Genomic DNA, 18,777 nt, shown 5'->3' on the forward strand with positions numbered 1-18,777 from the left:
ATATCATACATATCGTGAATTATTCAGTTGCAGGTTCAACTGCACCTTGGTAACGTTCTTTGATAAATGTTTTAACTTCTTCGGAGTGCAGTGCAGCAGCCAGTTTCTGGATTGCATCTGCATCCTTATTGTCCTCACGGGAAACGAGGATGTTTGCATATGGGTTACCTTGCAGATCTTCGATCAGCAAAGCATCATTTGCAGGATTCAGGTTGGCTTCGAGCGCGTAGTTAGCATTGATGAATACCAGATCTGCTTCATCCAATTGACGAGGCATCATGGCTGCATCCAGCTCGATGATATCCAGATTCTTCGGATTTGCTGTGATATCCTGAATCGTAGATGTGATGTTTGTGTTGTCTTTCAGCGTAATGATGCCTTCCTTCGCGAGCAACAAGAGTGCACGTCCACCATTAGATGGATCACTCGGAATCGCTACTTTTGCGCCGTCTTTCAATTCATCCAAAGACTTGATCTTTTTGGAGTATCCACCAAAAGGTTCAACATGAACAGGTGTTACCGTAACCAGGTTGAAACCACGCTCTTTATTCTCGGTGTCCAGGTAAGGCTGATGCTGGAAGAAGTTTGCATCCAATTTTTCATCAGCAAGCTGCTGGTTAGGTTGAACATAATCATTAAACGTAACCACTTGCAAACGGATACCTTGGGCTTCCAATTCAGGCTTAATGCTTTCCAGAATCTCAGCGTGTGGTGTTGGTGAAGCTCCCACTTTTAATTCTACCGTGCGCGGAGCGCCTCCGGCATTGTCTGCGCCGCTATCGGCATCCTTGTTGTTTCCGCAAGCTGCAAGTACTGCAATCAGCATAAGACTAAGTAAAGCAAAAGACCATTTTTTCATGTGTAAAACCCCTTCTCTAATCATTTTTTCATGTGGTATCCGCATGAATGCATACCCCTCATGTTATCTATGTGTTATTTCCTGGTGAAAAATACAACCAAGCGATCTCCTGCCATTTGGAGAATTTGTACCAGAATGATCATAGAGACTACGGATATAATCATGATTTCATCCTGATAACGATAGTATCCATAGTTAATTGCCAGCGTTCCCAGACCTCCACCACCGACCATACCCGCCATCGCCGTGTACGAGACAAGCGTAACGATAGTGATGGTTATTCCAGCAAGCAGACCAGGTAGTGCCTCAGGCAACAGTACCCGTCTTACAATCTGTCCAGTCGATGCACCCATTGCCTGTGCCGCTTCAATGACACCACGATCCACTTCACGCATTGTTGTCTCTACCAGTCGAGCGAAGTAAGGAGCTGCTGAAATAACTAAAGGTGGGATAACACCAAGCACCCCTGTAGCTGTACCGACGAGTGAACGAGTGAATGGAATAAGAGCAACAATCAATATGATAAATGGGATCGATCGCAAAATATTAACAATCAGGGACAGTATAATGTACACCACCCTTGACTGGGTTGAAGCAGATCGGGCTGTCATGAACAGCAGCACCCCGAGCGGTAAACCAAAGATTACGGTAAACAAGCCTGATACACCCAAAATTTGCAGTGTCTCAATGGAAGCTTTACCAACCTCTTCCCAACGTACGGTTGAAAAATCCATGTTAACGTAACACCTCCACATCAAGTCCCTCTGCGGTTAATTCTGATATCGTCCGGTCAATCGCATTAGTATCGCCTTCGAACCGAACGGTCAGCTGACCATAAGGAACCTGTTTGATCGTAGAGATCGTACCTTGCAGGATGGCAAAATCCACACCCGTTTTACGTACCGTTCTGGATAAAATCGCTTCATACGTTTTGTTACCCAAAAAGGATATCTTCACAAGTTTGGAAGCAGCACCTGCCTGTAATTCCAAGCCTGCATTCGCCAAAGCAGTCTCTTCAAGGGCAAGTTCAACTTCATGATCACGCATCATAAAGTCCCGCGTAATGGCATGCTGCGGCTTCAGGAATACTTCGGTTACAGGTCCCTGTTCCACTATGCCGCCTTGATGAATGACAGCCACTTTGTCACAGATATTCTGGATGACGTGCATCTCATGTGTAATCAGCACAATCGTGAGGTTGTACTTTTCGTTAATGTCGAGCAATAACTTCAGAATTGAATTTGTCGTCTGCGGATCAAGTGCCGAGGTGGCCTCATCACAGAGAAGTACATTCGGATCACTTGCAAGTGCTCTCGCAATCCCTACACGTTGTTTCTGTCCACCCGATAATTGAGCCGGATATTTGTTGCTATGATGCTCCAGACCAACCAGAGTGAGCATTTCCTTCACTTTGCGATCAATGGCTTCCCTGGGTGTATTCACAAGCTTTAGTGGAAAAGCCACATTGTCATATACCGTTGCCGAGGATAACAGGTTAAAGTGTTGAAAAATCATCCCGATCTTGCGTCTCTGTTGCTGCAATTCGGTTTTATTCAGTTCAGTCAGGTTGATCCCGTCTACCCAAACTTCACCCTCCGTAGGGCGTTCCAACAAATTAATGCAACGGATCAGTGTACTTTTACCCGCTCCAGAATGGCCGATCACTCCGTAGATTTCACCCTTCTGAATGCTCAAATTCAGCTCGGATAATGCTGTTGTAGATTTTGCTCCTTTGCCGTACGTCTTCGTTAAACCTTTTAATTCAATCAATCGCACTTGCCCCTTTCCAACCACCTACATGTATCTTTACCCGATCTAAAGGAAAACTCCCCTATACATACAAAAAAAGAGCCCTTTGCAGATACAAAGAGGGCTCTTTACGTGAAAGAATATACCTTCTCATCTGCCAAAATCGTGTCTTGCACCATTTTGTAGGAATTAGCACCTAACATCTATAACGAATGACACATGTGTCGTGTCGTTACAAATCGGTTGCCGGGCTTCATCGGGCCTGTCCCTCCGCCGCTCTCGATAAGAAATATGTTGTTGTAGGATTCTATAAGTTCATGTAGTTTATGCTTTATAATGTGAACATAACTTCTGAAATATCAGTCATATCTGTGTAACATTCGATTGAAACTCAGTATATTCCAAGTATTCCGATTTGTCAAAGGGAATTATTTCTTTGCCATATTTTATTGATATAGCTATAAGAGGCTGTTAACGTTTCACAGACCATATCCACGCCCTGACGCATTTCCTGCACATGTTGATTCAGATCCTCCAATTTCACTTTACCTTGCAAGGTCTGATGTAACTGCCACAAATCATCGTGCATTTCGGAGTTCATGTAGTGAATTTCCATATTACGTCGTTTGCGGAGCTTGCTCATCGGCTCACGATAAGAGTCCTTGATCTGAATCAACCGCAAGGCAAGATCATGATGCTCCCTCGCATAGTCGAACTGTCTTAACACAGTAAAATAAGAAAAGTGCGCTTTTGTATTTGAGGTATTCAGCTGGAATATCTCATTCAATACGGTGCCGACTTTATCCAGAATGGCAAAGCAGCGAATGAAGCCATCTTTGTAGAAATACACATACCGGGCATACTCGGCTTTTTCGGGCGGCGTCATATCGTCCGTAGAACCTGCAACGACCTTTTGGCGAAAATGAGCAGCAGCGAAGCAGCTTTGCTCCAGTTCATCCAGTGAAGAGATAAGCCCCTGGGTCCACACATACAGTTTCCGATAGTCATGCGCGGGGTCATGGTCCACATGCATTTGTCGCTGAAATAGCTCAAGCGTATGCGCCATGGACTCCATTGCTTCTTTCAGCAAACCTTCGTTTACACGCGGCTTTTCTCCCAGCAACGTTCGCAGCATATATAACCTCCTCTTTTCCAAATCAACAAGGTTTCATCACTATAATACATAATCATTCCGAGTAAACGTGTAATTGCAGCTTGCCATAGGTTGCCCTGTTCCCCCTGACATCAAACAAAGTCCACCTGTCCAATGATGTGCATCACTGGATGGTGGACTTTCATATTTAGAACCGATTAACCGGGCGATGCAGCTTGTACACCAGGAAACTCATATACGTTAATACCCCGAACAGTATGGCGATATCCAGCATATGCGCAAGAGCTACGAACATGTATACTTCCGGACGGCTCATCGTCACCATCATGAAAATACCGATGACCACTTGCATCAGAATCAGAACAACAGATACCACGCCAAGGGTACGCATTTCCTTGTTATCCGGATGATTACGATACGCGAAGTGCCCCAGAATTGCGATTACAATTACTAGAGAAGCAGCTGCCGCACGGTGAGCAAAAGCAACCGCTACCCCGCCCGAAAGCTCAGGAATAATCTGCCCGTTACAGAGTGGAAATCCGGAGCAACCACCGGCAGAATCCGTGTGACTCACAAATGCACCCGTGTATACCACGAGATACGTGTAGATCGTGGAGAACCAGACCAGATTTCTGAATTTTTTACTGACCCGAGGGTATTTATTCAGACGCTCCAGTCCACCATCTTTTGCCTCCTGCCTTATACCCAATGCCATCATAAGCGAACTGGCAAAGGCAATCAGCGCAAAGCCGAAATGAAGTGCCATAACTGCTGAAGATTGGGAGAAAACGACGGCAAAAGCCCCCATGATTCCCTGGACAATAACAAAGATCAGGGTTAAGAAAGAAAACAATTGCAGGTCACGGCGTGACTTGCCGAACCGCAGAAAGGCAACAAATGAGGCAATGGACAACAGTCCAGCCAGTGCGCTTACAGCGCGGTGGGAATATTCAATAAGTGAAGCCACAGTATGTGCGGGAACGAGTTTTCCGTTACATAAAGGCCATTCCGTTCCGCAGCCAAGGCCCGATTCCGTTTTGGTTACGATGCCTCCACCAAAAGTGGCCAGAAACATGACAAGACAGGTTAATACGGTTAACCATTTAAACAAAGATAAGTGCTTCAATTTTTTCTCACCCGCTGTTGGTTTAAGATGGCGAAGAATATTCTTCGCTTGTTTCGGTACTTTGACACTTATTTCACAACTAAATTCATTATACCGGATAAAATGTTCATTGACGTCGCGCTTTGTGACAAAATGTTAACGTCTGGTGAAATAATGACCCGCAGGTCATTGGAGTTATGTAATTGAGGGATATGCCAGTTGAATTGTGTATTAAACAGAATCCTGAACACACAAACGCCATCTCCCTATTTCAAGAGAAATGGCGTTTCATCTAGTATAACCCTTTTACAACATGAACCTGTCATACTTTTATTATCATTTATGGATCGTGTTGTACACCTCAACTGCGCGATCCAGGAACTGCTCAATCTCTTCTCTCGACTTGCGCAGCTTGTTCACATACCGTACGAGTTCGCGGCCATCTGTATACGCCACAAAGCTCGGAATGCCAAGAATATTCTGCTCTTCACTAACCGTTCCAACCTGATCCACGTCGACCTCAACCAATGTCAGTTCACGTGCATATTTCTCTTCAACCTCAGGCATAAACGGATCGATGTATTTGCAGTCACCACACCAGTCTGCCTTGAATACGGCAATCGTCAAACGTGGGGATTGGATGGCTACATCAAAAGCCGGTTTGGAAGTAATCTGTTCCATTCGGTTCATCTCCCTTTCTGTACCTTGTCTTACCCTAAGTGAAGCAAATTGAAGAGTGGAAGTCAAATAATCAGCGCATACTTAGAATAAACCACATGGTCTGTGAAATTAAACTTAGAACATCATGAAAGGATGTCAACTTATGACTTCCACCAGAACCGATTCTTCCAACGCACAGCATCACGGGTCCCTCCTGCAGATGGTCCGTTCCATTCCGGGGGCTGCCCGTGAAGTATGGCGTGGCAAACAGGCCGCATGGCAAGCTTCAGCACAGCTTCGTCACCCGTTGCGTGACATCGAGTGGGATACAGATACGGCAGCTGCCCTACAGTCTGAGGTGGAACGTTTGTTGCCTGGCAGCGGCAAGTCTTTTGCACGTACCGATCAGATCCAAAGTGCACTCGTCTGTGAAGAAGATTGCATCATTCTGGAAGAGATTAAGACGCTTACCCAGGAGCATAATCGGAGTAACATCACTCGCACGGCAGCCTATCTGGAATGTTATGAGCAATATCCTGAACTGCATTGGGCACTACTGGCTCATATGGTCTCTCGCAACGGCGGATATCACATGACTGATCTTCAGAGTGACTTGATGCATAATTTACAGAATCAAAGCGATCGTGAGCATATGTATCGACTGTTAGAACGGTGCAATGCACTCATTTTCCAGGATGCATATCCCCAACTTCTGCTGTATATGAACAGTCGCCGGATCGGACGAAGCTGTTTCCATCTCTTGTCGCACTTTCACGTATCGGCGTTCATGACGCCGTTTTGGGAACGCTTTTGGCTGGAACGGTGCAGTTCACTGCTTAGTGTGGCATTAATTATTAATGAGCAGAACTATATCGAAAGCCGGGTGGTGCAACATCCTTATTTTCAAAAAGAAGTACTCTCCAAACCCGCATTCCATCTGCATAATCTGGCGGGTCTGAATCATATCGTCTTTCCACTTGGACGGGAAGCCGGGCTCGCAGGGCGAGTGATTGAACATTTTGGCAAGCTGGATGAGCGAATTAGGTTTGGCAAAGGCCTATATGCCCTGTTGTTCGGGGTGGAGCAAGTCCACACAAAAGTGTTGGAATTCGCACGTTCAGTTCCCCATCATGGCTCACGAGCCGAGTATTGGCCTGGCCTGTTTACCCATCATGAAGATAAGGCGGGTGATCGTACGTTCTACGCTCAGGAGCTGCTCAATGAAGAATGGTTACCCGAAGGGCAACGATTGTATAGTCCGGAGCTGCTCGCCGTATGGGGAGACACGCCTTATGAACCGATCACCCGACAGGACTGGCTTCAAACTCGGGATTGTCTCGGTTATCTGACGGCACCACGCCGCCCATGGTTGTTTGAGATGAGTCACGAACACCGGTATGGCATGTTGAAAACAGCACTGGCTCATGATGCGAAAGCCATCACACACTAATTGTGAAGATCACATAGAACAGGTTAATCCAGATCATGCGAACACCCGAAGTACAGCTAATTTAGGCTTGCTTGCCTACTGTCCAACTCAGTCGCTCAGCTCGCCTTAACTATACAAAAAGCCCTGTCCGCTTCAACAGCAGACAGAGCTTGTATCGTATTTTGACCGAATGATGAGGCCTAGATATTTCGTGAAGGTTATCCTCTTTGCCCGACTCCACGTTGAAGACGCATAAGTGGACGGAGAATTTTTTGCAGAATACGGGGGTAACTGCCCAGCTCGTCCTTGCGCAGTACACGCAGCACAACCATGAGAACCAGATACACCACCATCACAAGCACACCAACCACAAGGCAGGTAAACAAGAAGGATACACGTGCTGGCAAGAACAAACCAAAGATCATATTGCCAATCCAGTTCGTTGCAAATCCTACACCTGCTGCAAGCAGCACTGTAATGATAAACCCTTTCCAACGATCTCCCATGATGGAGAAATCAACGATTTTGCGAAGGACCCGCAGATTCAGGTATGTGATAACCAAGAAACACAGCGCCGTTGCAATAATGATGCCATAAATACCAAAGATCGGCGCCAAAATCAGACTTGCGATCAGTTTGATTACAACACCTGCTGCCACACTGACCATCGTAATCCGCGGTTTCCCTACCCCGAGTAAAATGGAGTTGGTGGTCATCATCGTAATCTGGAAAATGGTACCGAATGTCAGCAAGGCAATGATCGGCGTTCCATCCAGATTGGTAAACAGCAATCCGTTAACCGAATATGCTGCCGCACAAAGTGCAATGACAATCGGCATACCTGTCAGAATCGAAATGCGCAACGCAAGTGTAACCTGACTCTTCAGATGCGCTTCATCCTTGCGGGCAAATGCTGCCGAAATGACAGGCACCAATGATTGACTGAGCGCGATAGCCAGAATTGGGGGAATACCCGCAATACTTTGAGCCTTGGCACCAAGGATCGCAAGGACGCCTGTCGCTTCTTCAAGTCCGATCTGGCCACTAAGCAGTGGTACCACAAGGGATGAATCGATGAAGTTAATGGCTGGCACCGCAAGTGAGGACAGCACAATTGGAATAGACAGCTTGAAGATATCACTGTAGATGCCACGCATCGGTAACTGTTCTGCACGCTCGTAATTCAATTGGGCGGCACGGTCGCTACGTCGCAGCTTCAAGGTGAAGTACAACATGACACCGAAGGCACCAACACTTCCTAATACCCCACCAAATGAGGCACCCGCAGCAATCGTTTGGTCATCATAATTCCATTGCAGCATGACATAAGCCACGATAATGGCTGTACCTACACGGGCGAATTGTTCCACAATCTGTGAAATGCCGCCTGCTGTCATGTTGCCACGTCCCTGGAAATATCCACGCATCATCGCAATGGCCGGGAAGAGCAGCAAGGCTGGGGCCAAGGCGCGAATGGCGCTGACCGATTCCGGTACTTTGGAGACATACGTAGCATAATAAGGCGCCGCGAACCACAATAAAGCAGACATGACCACCCCGGCAACAGCCGCAAAGATCAGGGCTGCACGGTAGATCTGCTGTGCTTCACCCGCGCGTCCGAGCGCATAGCGTTCCGACACCATTTTGCTAAGTGTACTCGGTATGCCCGCCGTTGCTACAGTTAACAGCATTAAATATACCGTATTGGAGATGGTAAATGATGCGTTACCTATATCTCCGAGGATATGCTCCAGCGGTACCCGTTGAACCAATCCGAGTACCCTCGCGATTAGCGCAGCTGCCGCCAGAATGAGCGTACCCTTAATGAATGTTTCTTTCTTAGACAAACCAATTCCCCTTCTTTCCTCCACACCGGACGTGCATCCCATTGAAGCTAATCCCGAACGTTTAGGCGAATCTTACCACCCAGATAATAAAGAGAACAATCATGACGATCTGCAAAATAATTTTCATCACAGTGCTTGTAAATAGTCCCACGACGGAACCAAATCCTACTTTCGACGCTTTGGATGGTGAAGACCCTCCGATCAGTTCTCCGATAAAAGCACCGATAAATGGTCCCAGCACCAGTCCGAATGCCGGAATGACAAATGGGCCAATGATAACACCAATGGTACTCAGCGTGGTCGATAACTTGGAGCCACCGAACTTCTTCACGCCCCATGCGCTAACGACATAATCAGCCACAAACAACACAACAACAATCAGAATCTGAATGATCCAGAACCACACACCAAACGGATCAAAGCTGAAGAACCAGCCGTAGACCAGAAACGCGAAGAAAATCGCTACAGCACCAGGCAGTATGGGATATACCGTTCCAGCCATCCCCACTGCAAACAGCAGTACAATTAAAATCCAGGCAACGGTTGCGAGCAAAGGTTACTCCCCCTTCAAAATATGTTCACGGATCACTTCGACGATGCCGTCTTCATTATTACTCGCTACGATCAGATCAGCCGCTTCCTTCACCTGCTCTTGCGCATTGCCCATCGCTACACCCAGACCCACGGCCTCAATGACAGCCAGATCATTCAAACTGTCTCCGACAGCAACGACTTCGGACATCTCTATGCCCAGCAACTTACAGACTTCCGCCACACCACTGGCTTTGGATACGCCAGCAGGGTTGATCTCGATATTAACAGGTGAAGAATTCGTCATTTGCAGACCACCCATTTGTTGCAGTTCCATCATAATCTGGTGACGAACTTCGTCCACTTCGGTATTGAAGCCGAATTTTAGCCATTCCAGACCTTCAATATTGTCTGTCCAGCGATCACGGTTGAACAGCTCTTCCACGGAGTATGCCCAGTACCAGCTGTTATATTTCTCACCAATTTCCTGCATTTGGCGAATCAATGCCGGGTCCATCAGATGACGCATATGCAGATCATGCGGTGCTTTCCAGACCTCACTACCGTTAACGGTAACCATCGGTGTCTCCAGTCCAAGCTGCACCGCATAAGGCATCGCGTGGAATACGGCTCTTCCCGTGGAAAGGCACACATGTACCCCCCGACGAATGGCAATCTGAATCCACTTGGCGGTCTCCTGTGTAATTTCATGATTATCGTTAAGCAATGTTCCATCCATATCCAATGCCAGCAATTTGTATTTCAGTTCACTCATACAGTAATTCCTCCTCCGGCGTCTCTCTCCAAATTGAACTCATGGATATCCATTCAGGCACTACGCGGGCAGAAAACCTTTCAGAGTAGTTGTAATTCCCTTCTCTAGGTCCTTTCTGCCCTCTCCGTTTCCCAATGTATCTCCAGTTCAACTTAAAGGTTCTCTTTAATCTAATTTTAAACATTCTCTCACGACAAGATCGCCCGGCATCCACAAAAACGGACGCTCCGGACGTCACAGCTAACGACATTTTACCACAGATCATCTGTATGCAACAAAATAACCCGTAATCGGAACGTTGACGCTACACTACAGATGTATATTCCATTTCTTATATCAGGTGGCCTTGTAAAAGAATATGACCAGACACGATATAAAACCGCCTGCAAAGCAGGCGGCTTCTTGTTATTTGGGTTTATCAACCCGTTATTCACTTAAAATTCGATTACCGTGCCGCAAATTTGCGACGAGCATAACGGAATACGATGCCATGTTTCGGTGACAGCAGCAGTGCGAGAACAAACAGAATTCCAGCAACAGCCACCATGCAGCCCGCGATGGAAGCATCCAGCGCGTATGCCATGATGTAACCTCCAACCGAGGAAGCTGCTCCGATCAGGACAGCATACAGAATCATTTTTCCGAGACGATCTGTGAGCAGGTAAGCCGTCGCCGCGGGTACAATCAGCATACCCACAACGAGAATGGACCCCACACTCTCAAATGAAGCTACGGATGTCATGGATACGAGTCCCATGAGCAGATAGTGGAACAACACCACCGGAATGCCGCAGGCTGCAGCCAGCGCCGGATCGAACGCACACAGCTTGAACTGTTTGTAGAACAGTCCGATGACAACGAGGATGACCAGCAAAGTGATGCCCAGCATCCAGACCGCCCTCGGCCCGACATCCGTACCTCCAAGGGTTAGCGTATCCCACTGCACATAAGCGATCTCACCGAACAGGACACAGTCCAGATCCAGATCAATATGCTGGGCGTTCAGACTAATGAGAATGACCCCTACTGCGAAGAGTGCTGTGAACACAATTCCGATTGAGGCATCGGACGAAAGTCCACCCGCCTGCAGACTTTGTATGAAGAACACCGTCAGTAGTCCAAACACCGTTGCGCCGAGCAGCATCCACAATGAATCTCTGGAACCGCTCCACAGGAAAGCAATCGCAATACCGGGGAGAACCGCATGACTGATCGCATCACCGACCAGAGCCATTCGCCGCAGAATCAGAAAACAACCGAGGATGGCGCAAGCAGAAGATACCAAAACGGCCGTCAAGATAATCCAAAACGTTGCCATTACATCTCCCCCCGTTCCTGCTGATTTCGCTGTGCGGCGAGAGTCTGGAGTGTAGCTCGCTCTTTACGCATATATGCGGACTTTGCCTGAATACTACGCAACCGTCGGGCTAACAATCCACGACGTGGGGCGAGCAAGGCTGATCCGGCAAACAGCACCGTAGCCGCAAGAACCGTTACAGGTCCTGTCGGCAGATTGGGCACGAGCGTGCTGAAGATGGTACCCGTCGCTCCGCTCAATGCACCAAATATGCCTGCCAATAATACCATGAGTGCAAGGGAGTCGGTCCAGCAGCGTGCCGCTGCAGCCGGAGTTACCAGCAAGGCCGCAACAAGTACGACACCAACGGCCTGAATCCCGGCAACCACCGCGATCACCGTCAAGAGCAAAATGAGTTGCTCCAACATGGCAACTGGAAGTCCCATACCTCGTGCAAAGCCCGGGTCAAAACTCACCAGTTTGAATTCCTTGAACCAGGCAAGACAGGCAATCAGTAATACGAGACATACGCCACCCATGACATACACATCCGTCATGACCATGGACGCCGCCTGTCCAAACAAATATTTATCAAGTCCGCTTTGGCTTCCGCTCGCCCCATGCTGAATGCGCGTCAGCATCACTACGCCAACTCCGAAAAATACAGTTAATACGATTCCCATCGCCGCATCCTGCTTGATCCGGGAGTAGCGTGTAATCCAGGAAATTCCGAAGGTAGCGACAATACCGGCCACCAGCGCACCGAACAGGAATAAGCCTACGGACTTCGTTTCCGTCAACATAAATGCAATACAGATCCCAGGCAGAGCAGCATGAGCGAGGGTATCCCCCATGAGGCTCTGCCGACGAAGAAAGGTGAAGGAGCCAATAATTCCGCTACTGAATCCCAGCAGCAGACAGCCAAGCAATATCCAACGTGTATTGGGGTCGGACAAGATGGCAATGATCCAGTTCCACATGCACTACACCTGGCCTTTCTCCGTCCGGCTTCCGATCATCGCAATCCGGCCTCCGTACGTCTCTTGCAGTGTATCCGGTACAAATACTTCGCTTGTTGGTCCGCCTGCCACCAGTCGTCCATTGAGCAGCAGCACATGGTCGAAGTATTCCTCGACTGTCGCCAGATCATGGTGAACGACCAGTACTGTCTTGCCTTGTTTCTTCAACTCTTCCAAAAGCGAAATGATCGCTTTCTCCGTGGTGGCATCCACACCTGCAAACGGCTCATCCATGAAATACAGATCCGCGTCTTGCACGAGTGCCCGTGCCAGAAAGACACGCTGCTGTTGTCCACCGGACAGCTGACTGATCTGGCGGTACATGTAATCGCCCATGCCGACTTGCTCCAGGCAGTGTGCTGCCAGGTCCCGCTCCTTTTTCCCCGGACGACGGAACCAGCCTAGATGACCATATCTTCCCATCATAACTACATCAAGTGCATGCGTTGGAAAATCCCAGTCGACCGATTCCCGTTGTGGCACATATCCGATACGACGACGTTGTTCCCGGTACGATTGTCCGAATATCCGAACCTCGCCATGCATCTTCGGTACCAGTCCCAGAACGGCTTTGATCAGGGTGGATTTCCCTGCGCCATTTGGTCCGAGAATTCCGATGAGTTGTCCTTCCGGGATATCAAAAGATACGCTGCTAAGCACTGGTTTTTTATGATACGCAACAGCCAGATCCCTCACACTAAGAGGAGCCGATGTTGGCTGCGTTCCCTGCAAGTGGCTGTTGTTCAGTTTCGTAGGAGTTTGTTCCAATAAAGTTGTATCATTCATAATCCTATAACTCCTCTCTTCTTGTGATTCATTATTTCAGGGCTTCTACAATTGTCTCAACATTGTGGCGAATCATACCGATGTATGTGCCTTCTTCCGTTCCTTCAGCCCCCATGGCATCTGAGAAAAGTTCTCCACCAATGCTGACCGTATGTCCTTTTTGAGCTGCTCCGGCAATGATGGCTTCCATCGCTTTCGCAGGCACACTCGATTCAACAAATACTGCTTTGATATGGTTATCCACGAGATAATCCCGCAGTTCGCTAACATCTTTTGCACCATATTCGGCTGCTGTACTGATGCCCTGAAGCCCCATCACTTTCATCCCATAAGCCTGACCGAAATATCCAAATGCATCATGCGCCGTAACCAATACCCGGCTTGCTTCCGGAATCTCCAGAATCTTCTCACGTACCTCGGCATCCAGCGCTTCGAGCTTCGCTAAATACGTCTCTGCCTGAGCCTTGTATTCTTCCGCATGGTCCGGGTCCGCCTTCACGAGCGTATCGCGTACGGCTTCTGCCGCATGCATCCAGTGGCTGACGTTAAACCAGACGTGTGGATCATATTCGGTGCCGCCTGTATCTTTGCCTGAGTGCAACTCCTCGACTGGAATAGTCTCTGTAACGGCAGTAACCAGCTTGCTTGAGGACATTTTTTCCAAAATGTCTGTCATTTTGCCTTCGAGATGCAGTCCATTATAGAAAATGACTTTTGCTTGTTCCAGCTTGCGAATATCACCTTGGGATGCCTTGTACAAGTGGGGATCAACTCCCGGGCCCATTAGCCCGGTAACATCAACATATGCCCCGCCTACCTCACGTGCTACGTCAGCGATCATTCCCGTTGTAGCGGTTACTTGTAGCTTGCCACCACTGCTCGTCTCTGCATCACTGGAACATGCCGTAAGTACGACAACCAGAACCAGAGCCGCTAGCGTAATGACCCCCCTCTGAATACTCCTCATTTTCACCATTAACAATTCAACCGTCCCCTTTCCCTCTCCTAAAATACTTGTCTCAATCTAATTTTGTTGTACAAGGTATTAAATTTTAATCAAGACTAATAATGTTTCCCTTGTGCAAATTTTATCCGAAGCCAAAAAAAAAGGCAAGGGATAAATTCCCCCTGCCTGTCCAAATGTATTTAATTCACTTCATTAACTTTCTGGTTATGATGTTAAAAGAGCTACATCTGCTACGTTTCTTTTACATTACTCGTTGTCTTTTCCTTCGTCTTTCTTCCCTTTTGGCGTTCCATCGAGACCATACACTTCATCGTATGCATCGAAGATTTTCCGTGCAATCGGTGAAGCACTGACTGACCCGAACCCACCTTCCGGCACAACAACAGCGACAGCAAGCTTCGGATTGTCCCGTGGTGCAAAGGCAATAAACACACCATTCTCTTTTTTGTTCGGCCCTGTCCCCTGCTCTGATGTTCCTGTTTTCCGAGCATAATCGTAAGGGAAACCGTCAAATGAACTTACTTTGGTAACCATTCCTTTATGAACTTCATTCCAATGCGCATCGGCAAAATCAACTTCATTGAGCACCTTAGGTTTGATCTCTTTCACCACATTACCGTCCGCGTCACGAATTTCCTTCACCAGATGTGGTTCCATCCGTTTACCCTTATTCGCAAGCATCGTGGTATATTGTGCGAGTTGCATCGTGGTGTACTTGGCTTGTTGTCCAAAGGAGGCAAATGCCAAACGTGTTAGAACTGATTCGTCTTTATTATTATATTCTAGCCTACCCAGAAATTCATTAGGCAGATCTACACCAGTGGACACACCCAAGCCAAATTCCTTCATGTGTTTGTCCCAGATATCAATTCCTTTATCCGAGCCATATTTGCTTAACAAACGTTTACCCACCATGTCGATCATGAACGCATTGGACGATTTCTCGATCGCTTTTCTGGCGGTAATGGAACCATTATAAGCAGAATGTGAGTTCCTCACTTGTCGGCCGTCTTTCCCCAGAATGGCATATCCCGGATCATGATAGGTCTGTCCTGCTGTAAATAATCCCTCTTTCAATCCAATAAGCACACTTAGCGGTTTGATCACTGACCCAAGAAGTACAACGGATTCTGCCCGTCTAGGCTTATCATCATTCGGTGGGAATGACTCGGTGGTTCCGTTTCGGAACACATATTTAATTTTGTCATAATCCCAATCGTTCGGATCATAATCCGGCATACTTGCCATGGCCACCACATTTCCTGTATCCACTTCCATGGCGACTGCGTATCCGGTAATTGCTTTGGGAAGTCTGCGCAATTCGTCCGTTATCGCTTCTTGTGCGGCCATCTGAATTTCCTTGTTAATGGTGGAAACCAGACTGTAGCCTTTCTCCGGTGGTGTTTGTAACATCGTCCCATCTGGCAGATTACGTGCGTCAATATCAATGGACTGATATCCGCTTCGTCCACGGAGTTCTTCTTGGTATTGAAGCTCCAGCCCATCGAAGCCAACCTTCTCTTCTTCATGATAGACAAGCCCTGGATCACGCTGGGTACTTGCCCCTTCACGGATGGCCTTATATTTGGCAATAGAATCCGGTGCCCGTTTGAACTCTCTTGTGTAACCGACAACCTGAACCGCTACGCCATCCGGGTCATATTTTCTTATGTTTTCTTCCAGCACCATAACGCCTGGATATTCCGCTTTTTTCTCCATGAAAAAGGCAATTTCTTTGGTCGATAGATCCGACTTCACCAGCCTCGGTACATAGCCAAACGTTTTCTGGTAATCCAGATCCAATCGTTTGATGATCTCTTCCGCGTCCGGCTGCTCTTTGTCCCCGGGATTAAACTGCTTAAACACAGCCGCCAGATCATGAGCCAGTTCCTCTGCTTCCTGTCTACGTTCATCATTCCGATAATCCTCATACAACAGCACATACAGGGACTGTACAGGTTCGGAATAAGCCAGCGCGACTTCCCCTGTCGCATCATAGATGGGACCACGAACAGGTGCAAGCGGGATATCTTTGGTATTACGACTCGTTTCCATATACGTCAGTTCAGGACCCTCCACAAATTGCACAAAGGCCAATCTGAAAATAAGGATGCTGAATATGACAAATGCCGCGAAAAAAAACAGATTCAGCCTTGCGGTGGAAGGCTTGTTGACGGGTGTATCTTCCTCAGTCATGGGTTTCTTCCTCAATCGGTTAAACATGTATTAAGCCTCTCCCGTTCCTCTATAAAAATAATATTATTTAATACGTATTGTGCACGTGTTCAATCTGATATTTAATCCTTTCTCATACAAGTCTACCAAAGGTCAGCTGTCACGTCTTTCAATATTTGGTTACATTTTCGTAAACAGACCGTTACACTAACCAATCTACCGATTTCAATGTAAACACTGACATATCAACGTTATCCCGTTCTCCGGATCGCGTTTACCCTTCCCTTATTTAAACGTGGTACAGCTCATATGGTTACATATTAATGCAACTAATTAGTTCACCCTTACGATCCATTCTCACCGTAATAACAAAAAAGAGGACCCGCCAAGGTCCTCTCTCTAAACGAATACTTTACATCACTGTGTGCCTGATTCCGAATCTGAATCTGAATCTTTATTTTTGTCCTTTTTCGGTACACCGTCGAGACCGAATTCCTCGTCATAGGCGTCGAAGATCGCACGTGCAACCGGGGCCGCACTGCTCGAACCAAAGCCCCCTTCGGGAATAACCACAGCGACAGCAAGCTTCGGATTATTACGTGGTGCGTAGGCGATAAACACCCCGTTATCCACCAGTTTACCGCCGACGAGTTGTGTCGATGTCCCTGTTTTTCTGGCGAAATCATATGGGAAGCCGCTAAATGCCGAAACTTCGGTGGCCATGCCTCGTTGCACTTCATTCCAATAGGCATCGTTAAATTCTACCGTGCTGAGTACTTTCGGTTTCACTTTCTCAACCACATTGCCTTCCGAATCCCGGAACTCGCTAACCAGTTGTGGTTCCATGCGTTTTCCTTTGTTCGCCAGCATTGTAGTGTACTGTGCTAACTGCATGGTTGTATATTTCCCTTGCTGACCAAAGGAGGCATATACCAGACGTGTTAAAGAACTCTCCAATTCATTCTCATATTCTTTGAGACCAGACTTCTCATTAGGCAAGTCTACACCTGTAGACACACCAAGACCGAATTTCTCCATGTACTTATCCCATACGCCAATGCCCTTCGCACCATACTTCGAGTACAGCTTCTTCCCGATCTCGTCGATCATGAACACGTTCGAGGAATGACGAATCGCATCACGCGGACGCATCGCACCGTACACATGACCTGAAGAGTTCTGCACTCTACGGTTGTCTCCACCAAAGGTCGTTGAACCTCTATCTGAATATACGGTATTTGTAGTGAAGAAACCTTCCTTCAAACCGATCAATACACTAAGCGGTTTGATCGTTGAACCGAGCAACACAACAGATTCTGCCCGTTTTCCACTATCATCTGGCGGGAACCCTCTAATCGTACCATTCTGATAAATATATTTTATTTTTTCGTAATCTTCCGTGCTTATACCGCCAGTTCTCCACACGTTGGTATCATAATCGGGCATACTCGCAGCGGATACGATTTTCCCCGTATCCACTTCCATCGCAACTGCAAATCCTGTCTTGGCATTCGGATGCAATTTACCGGAAACCGGGTTCCGGTGAAGCCAGCTCAACTGATCCAAAATGGCCTGTTCCGTTTTCATCTGAACGTTCTTGTTAATGCTGGAAATCAGGTCATACCCTTTCTCCGGCGGGGTAGAACCAGCCACACCTTCAGGCAAGTTACGCAAATCCACATCAACGGATGTATATCCGCTTTTGCCTCGGAGAGCATCCTGATATTGCAGTTCCAGTCCGTCAAAGCCTACGAATTCATTCTCCGTATACACAAGACCCGGATCCGTTTGTGTTTTATTGGTCTTATCAATCTCTTCGTACTTCTTCAATGCTTTGGAGCTTTTGAATTTTTTCAGATAACCGATCGTCTGAACCGCTACCGTATCCGGATCATAGAACCGTACACTTTCCTCAACAATCTGGATGCCTTTGAACTCGTCCTTATGCTGCAGGAAATAAGCGACCTCTTCCTCAGATAGATCACTCTTAATGAGCCGTGGCATGAAGCCGTTCGCCTTGCGTGAATTCAAGTCCATCTCTTCAATAATCTGTTCCACTGTAAGTGACTCTGAATCCTTCAGTTTGTACTGTTCAAACACATCATGCAACCGGGTTGCAATATCCTGCACTTCCCCTATGTTAGGGCTCGGCTGCCCATCTACATCCCCATAGTTTTTATACAGCGTCAGGTATAGAGACTGAATGGGCTTGGAATACGCCAGCTTCACCTCACCTGTGGAATCATAGATCGTTCCCCTAACAGGAGGAAGCGGTACATCCTTGGTAATATTACTCGCTTCTTCCTGACTGAGTTCAGGACCTTCCACAAATTGCAAAAACGCCAAACGTACAATAATAACGCTAAAAATAACAAAGGAAGCGAAGAAAAATACGTTCATACGGTAACTAAAACGCCGTTTGTCTGTAAGTTCATCCTTCTCATTGGAATGCTTTTTCATCCAT

At 47.3% G+C, this 18,777-nt stretch carries 16 protein-coding genes and 1 riboswitch; of the genes, 1 reads left to right on the forward strand and 15 read right to left on the reverse strand.

The window, feature by feature from the left end:
- Positions 1 to 19: 19 nt before the first annotated feature.
- From AC1S8V_RS24450 to AC1S8V_RS24475, 6 genes are all read right to left on the reverse strand, one after another.
- On the reverse strand, positions 20 to 859 hold the full coding sequence (locus AC1S8V_RS24450) for a MetQ/NlpA family ABC transporter substrate-binding protein (RefSeq protein ID WP_482071124.1): 840 nt from the start codon (positions 857 to 859) through the stop codon (positions 20 to 22).
- A gap of 74 nt (positions 860 to 933) precedes the next feature.
- Positions 934 to 1,593, reverse strand: coding sequence for a methionine ABC transporter permease (locus AC1S8V_RS24455; RefSeq protein WP_482071125.1), 660 nt, complete (start codon positions 1,591 to 1,593; stop codon positions 934 to 936).
- A 1-nt stretch (position 1,594) separates the two neighbouring features.
- Positions 1,595 to 2,629: a methionine ABC transporter ATP-binding protein gene (locus AC1S8V_RS24460; RefSeq protein WP_482071126.1), complete on the reverse strand. Its 1,035-nt coding sequence runs from the start codon at positions 2,627 to 2,629 to the stop codon at positions 1,595 to 1,597.
- 126 nt (positions 2,630 to 2,755) lie between these two features.
- Positions 2,756 to 2,897, reverse strand: a riboswitch (SAM riboswitch).
- A 129-nt stretch (positions 2,898 to 3,026) separates the two neighbouring features.
- Positions 3,027 to 3,743, reverse strand: a complete 717-nt coding sequence (locus AC1S8V_RS24465) for a Cthe_2314 family HEPN domain-containing protein (protein WP_482071127.1) — start codon at positions 3,741 to 3,743, stop codon at positions 3,027 to 3,029.
- 166 nt (positions 3,744 to 3,909) lie between these two features.
- Positions 3,910 to 4,848 (reverse strand): COX15/CtaA family protein, encoded by a 939-nt coding sequence (locus AC1S8V_RS24470; RefSeq protein ID WP_482071128.1) that lies wholly within the window; start codon positions 4,846 to 4,848, stop codon positions 3,910 to 3,912.
- Between the two features lie 315 nt (positions 4,849 to 5,163).
- A complete protein-coding gene (locus tag AC1S8V_RS24475) occupies positions 5,164 to 5,508 on the reverse strand; it encodes a thioredoxin family protein (protein ID WP_145325080.1) in 345 nt (114 codons plus the stop codon).
- Positions 5,509 to 5,650: 142 nt separating this feature from the next.
- Between AC1S8V_RS24475 and AC1S8V_RS24480 the strand changes: the two genes are divergently transcribed.
- Positions 5,651 to 6,937, forward strand: coding sequence for a DUF2515 family protein (locus AC1S8V_RS24480; RefSeq protein WP_482071129.1), 1,287 nt, complete (start codon positions 5,651 to 5,653; stop codon positions 6,935 to 6,937).
- A gap of 197 nt (positions 6,938 to 7,134) precedes the next feature.
- Here AC1S8V_RS24480 and AC1S8V_RS24485 read toward each other — a convergent pair whose 3' ends face one another.
- The 9 genes from AC1S8V_RS24485 to AC1S8V_RS24525 all read right to left on the reverse strand — a co-directional run bounded on the left by AC1S8V_RS24485 (position 7,135) and on the right by AC1S8V_RS24525 (position 18,773).
- Positions 7,135 to 8,763 (reverse strand): putative polysaccharide biosynthesis protein, encoded by a 1,629-nt coding sequence (locus AC1S8V_RS24485; RefSeq protein WP_482071130.1) that lies wholly within the window; start codon positions 8,761 to 8,763, stop codon positions 7,135 to 7,137.
- A 61-nt stretch (positions 8,764 to 8,824) separates the two neighbouring features.
- Positions 8,825 to 9,316, reverse strand: coding sequence for a DUF456 domain-containing protein (locus AC1S8V_RS24490; RefSeq protein WP_017692400.1), 492 nt, complete (start codon positions 9,314 to 9,316; stop codon positions 8,825 to 8,827).
- A 3-nt stretch (positions 9,317 to 9,319) separates the two neighbouring features.
- Positions 9,320 to 10,069: a Cof-type HAD-IIB family hydrolase gene (locus AC1S8V_RS24495; protein WP_076253219.1), complete on the reverse strand. Its 750-nt coding sequence runs from the start codon at positions 10,067 to 10,069 to the stop codon at positions 9,320 to 9,322.
- A gap of 445 nt (positions 10,070 to 10,514) precedes the next feature.
- On the reverse strand, positions 10,515 to 11,387 hold the full coding sequence (locus AC1S8V_RS24500; RefSeq protein WP_047841304.1) for a metal ABC transporter permease: 873 nt from the start codon (positions 11,385 to 11,387) through the stop codon (positions 10,515 to 10,517).
- A complete protein-coding gene (locus AC1S8V_RS24505) occupies positions 11,387 to 12,346 on the reverse strand; it encodes a metal ABC transporter permease (protein ID WP_482071131.1) in 960 nt (319 codons plus the stop codon). Before AC1S8V_RS24505 ends, AC1S8V_RS24500 begins: the two co-directional genes overlap by 1 nt.
- Before the next feature lie 3 nt (positions 12,347 to 12,349).
- Positions 12,350 to 13,171, reverse strand: a complete 822-nt coding sequence (locus AC1S8V_RS24510) for a metal ABC transporter ATP-binding protein (protein ID WP_482071132.1) — start codon at positions 13,169 to 13,171, stop codon at positions 12,350 to 12,352.
- A 31-nt stretch (positions 13,172 to 13,202) separates the two neighbouring features.
- The gene (locus tag AC1S8V_RS24515; RefSeq protein WP_482071133.1) at positions 13,203 to 14,147 is read right to left on the reverse strand and encodes a metal ABC transporter solute-binding protein, Zn/Mn family; all 945 of its coding nucleotides are present in this window, start codon (positions 14,145 to 14,147) and stop codon (positions 13,203 to 13,205) included.
- A 237-nt stretch (positions 14,148 to 14,384) separates the two neighbouring features.
- Positions 14,385 to 16,334 (reverse strand): peptidoglycan D,D-transpeptidase FtsI family protein, encoded by a 1,950-nt coding sequence (locus AC1S8V_RS24520; RefSeq protein ID WP_482071134.1) that lies wholly within the window; start codon positions 16,332 to 16,334, stop codon positions 14,385 to 14,387.
- A 396-nt stretch (positions 16,335 to 16,730) separates the two neighbouring features.
- On the reverse strand, positions 16,731 to 18,773 hold the full coding sequence (locus AC1S8V_RS24525; protein WP_482071135.1) for a peptidoglycan D,D-transpeptidase FtsI family protein: 2,043 nt from the start codon (positions 18,771 to 18,773) through the stop codon (positions 16,731 to 16,733).
- Positions 18,774 to 18,777: the final 4 nt, after the last annotated feature.

The sequence above is a fragment of the Paenibacillus sp. B46(2026) genome, from assembly GCF_056786355.1.

Bases quoted from the DNA above. Each gene is read 5' to 3' on its own strand.
- AC1S8V_RS24510 (WP_482071132.1), bottom strand. From the start codon at position 13,171: ATGAATGATACAACTTTATTGGAACAAACTCCTACGAAACTGAACAAC.
- AC1S8V_RS24495 (WP_076253219.1), bottom strand. From the start codon at position 10,069: ATGAGTGAACTGAAATACAAATTGCTGGCATTGGATATGGATGGAACA.
- AC1S8V_RS24500 (WP_047841304.1), bottom strand. From the start codon at position 11,387: ATGGCAACGTTTTGGATTATCTTGACGGCCGTTTTGGTATCTTCTGCT.
- AC1S8V_RS24450 (WP_482071124.1), bottom strand. From the start codon at position 859: ATGAAAAAATGGTCTTTTGCTTTACTTAGTCTTATGCTGATTGCAGTA.
- AC1S8V_RS24515 (WP_482071133.1), bottom strand. From the start codon at position 14,147: ATGGTGAAAATGAGGAGTATTCAGAGGGGGGTCATTACGCTAGCGGCT.
- AC1S8V_RS24465 (WP_482071127.1), bottom strand. From the start codon at position 3,743: ATGCTGCGAACGTTGCTGGGAGAAAAGCCGCGTGTAAACGAAGGTTTG.
- AC1S8V_RS24455 (WP_482071125.1), bottom strand. From the start codon at position 1,593: ATGGATTTTTCAACCGTACGTTGGGAAGAGGTTGGTAAAGCTTCCATT.
- AC1S8V_RS24480 (WP_482071129.1), top strand. From the start codon at position 5,651: ATGACTTCCACCAGAACCGATTCTTCCAACGCACAGCATCACGGGTCC.
- AC1S8V_RS24505 (WP_482071131.1), bottom strand. From the start codon at position 12,346: ATGTGGAACTGGATCATTGCCATCTTGTCCGACCCCAATACACGTTGG.
- AC1S8V_RS24520 (WP_482071134.1), bottom strand. From the start codon at position 16,334: ATGACTGAGGAAGATACACCCGTCAACAAGCCTTCCACCGCAAGGCTG.
- AC1S8V_RS24475 (WP_145325080.1), bottom strand. From the start codon at position 5,508: ATGGAACAGATTACTTCCAAACCGGCTTTTGATGTAGCCATCCAATCC.
- AC1S8V_RS24525 (WP_482071135.1), bottom strand. From the start codon at position 18,773: ATGAAAAAGCATTCCAATGAGAAGGATGAACTTACAGACAAACGGCGT.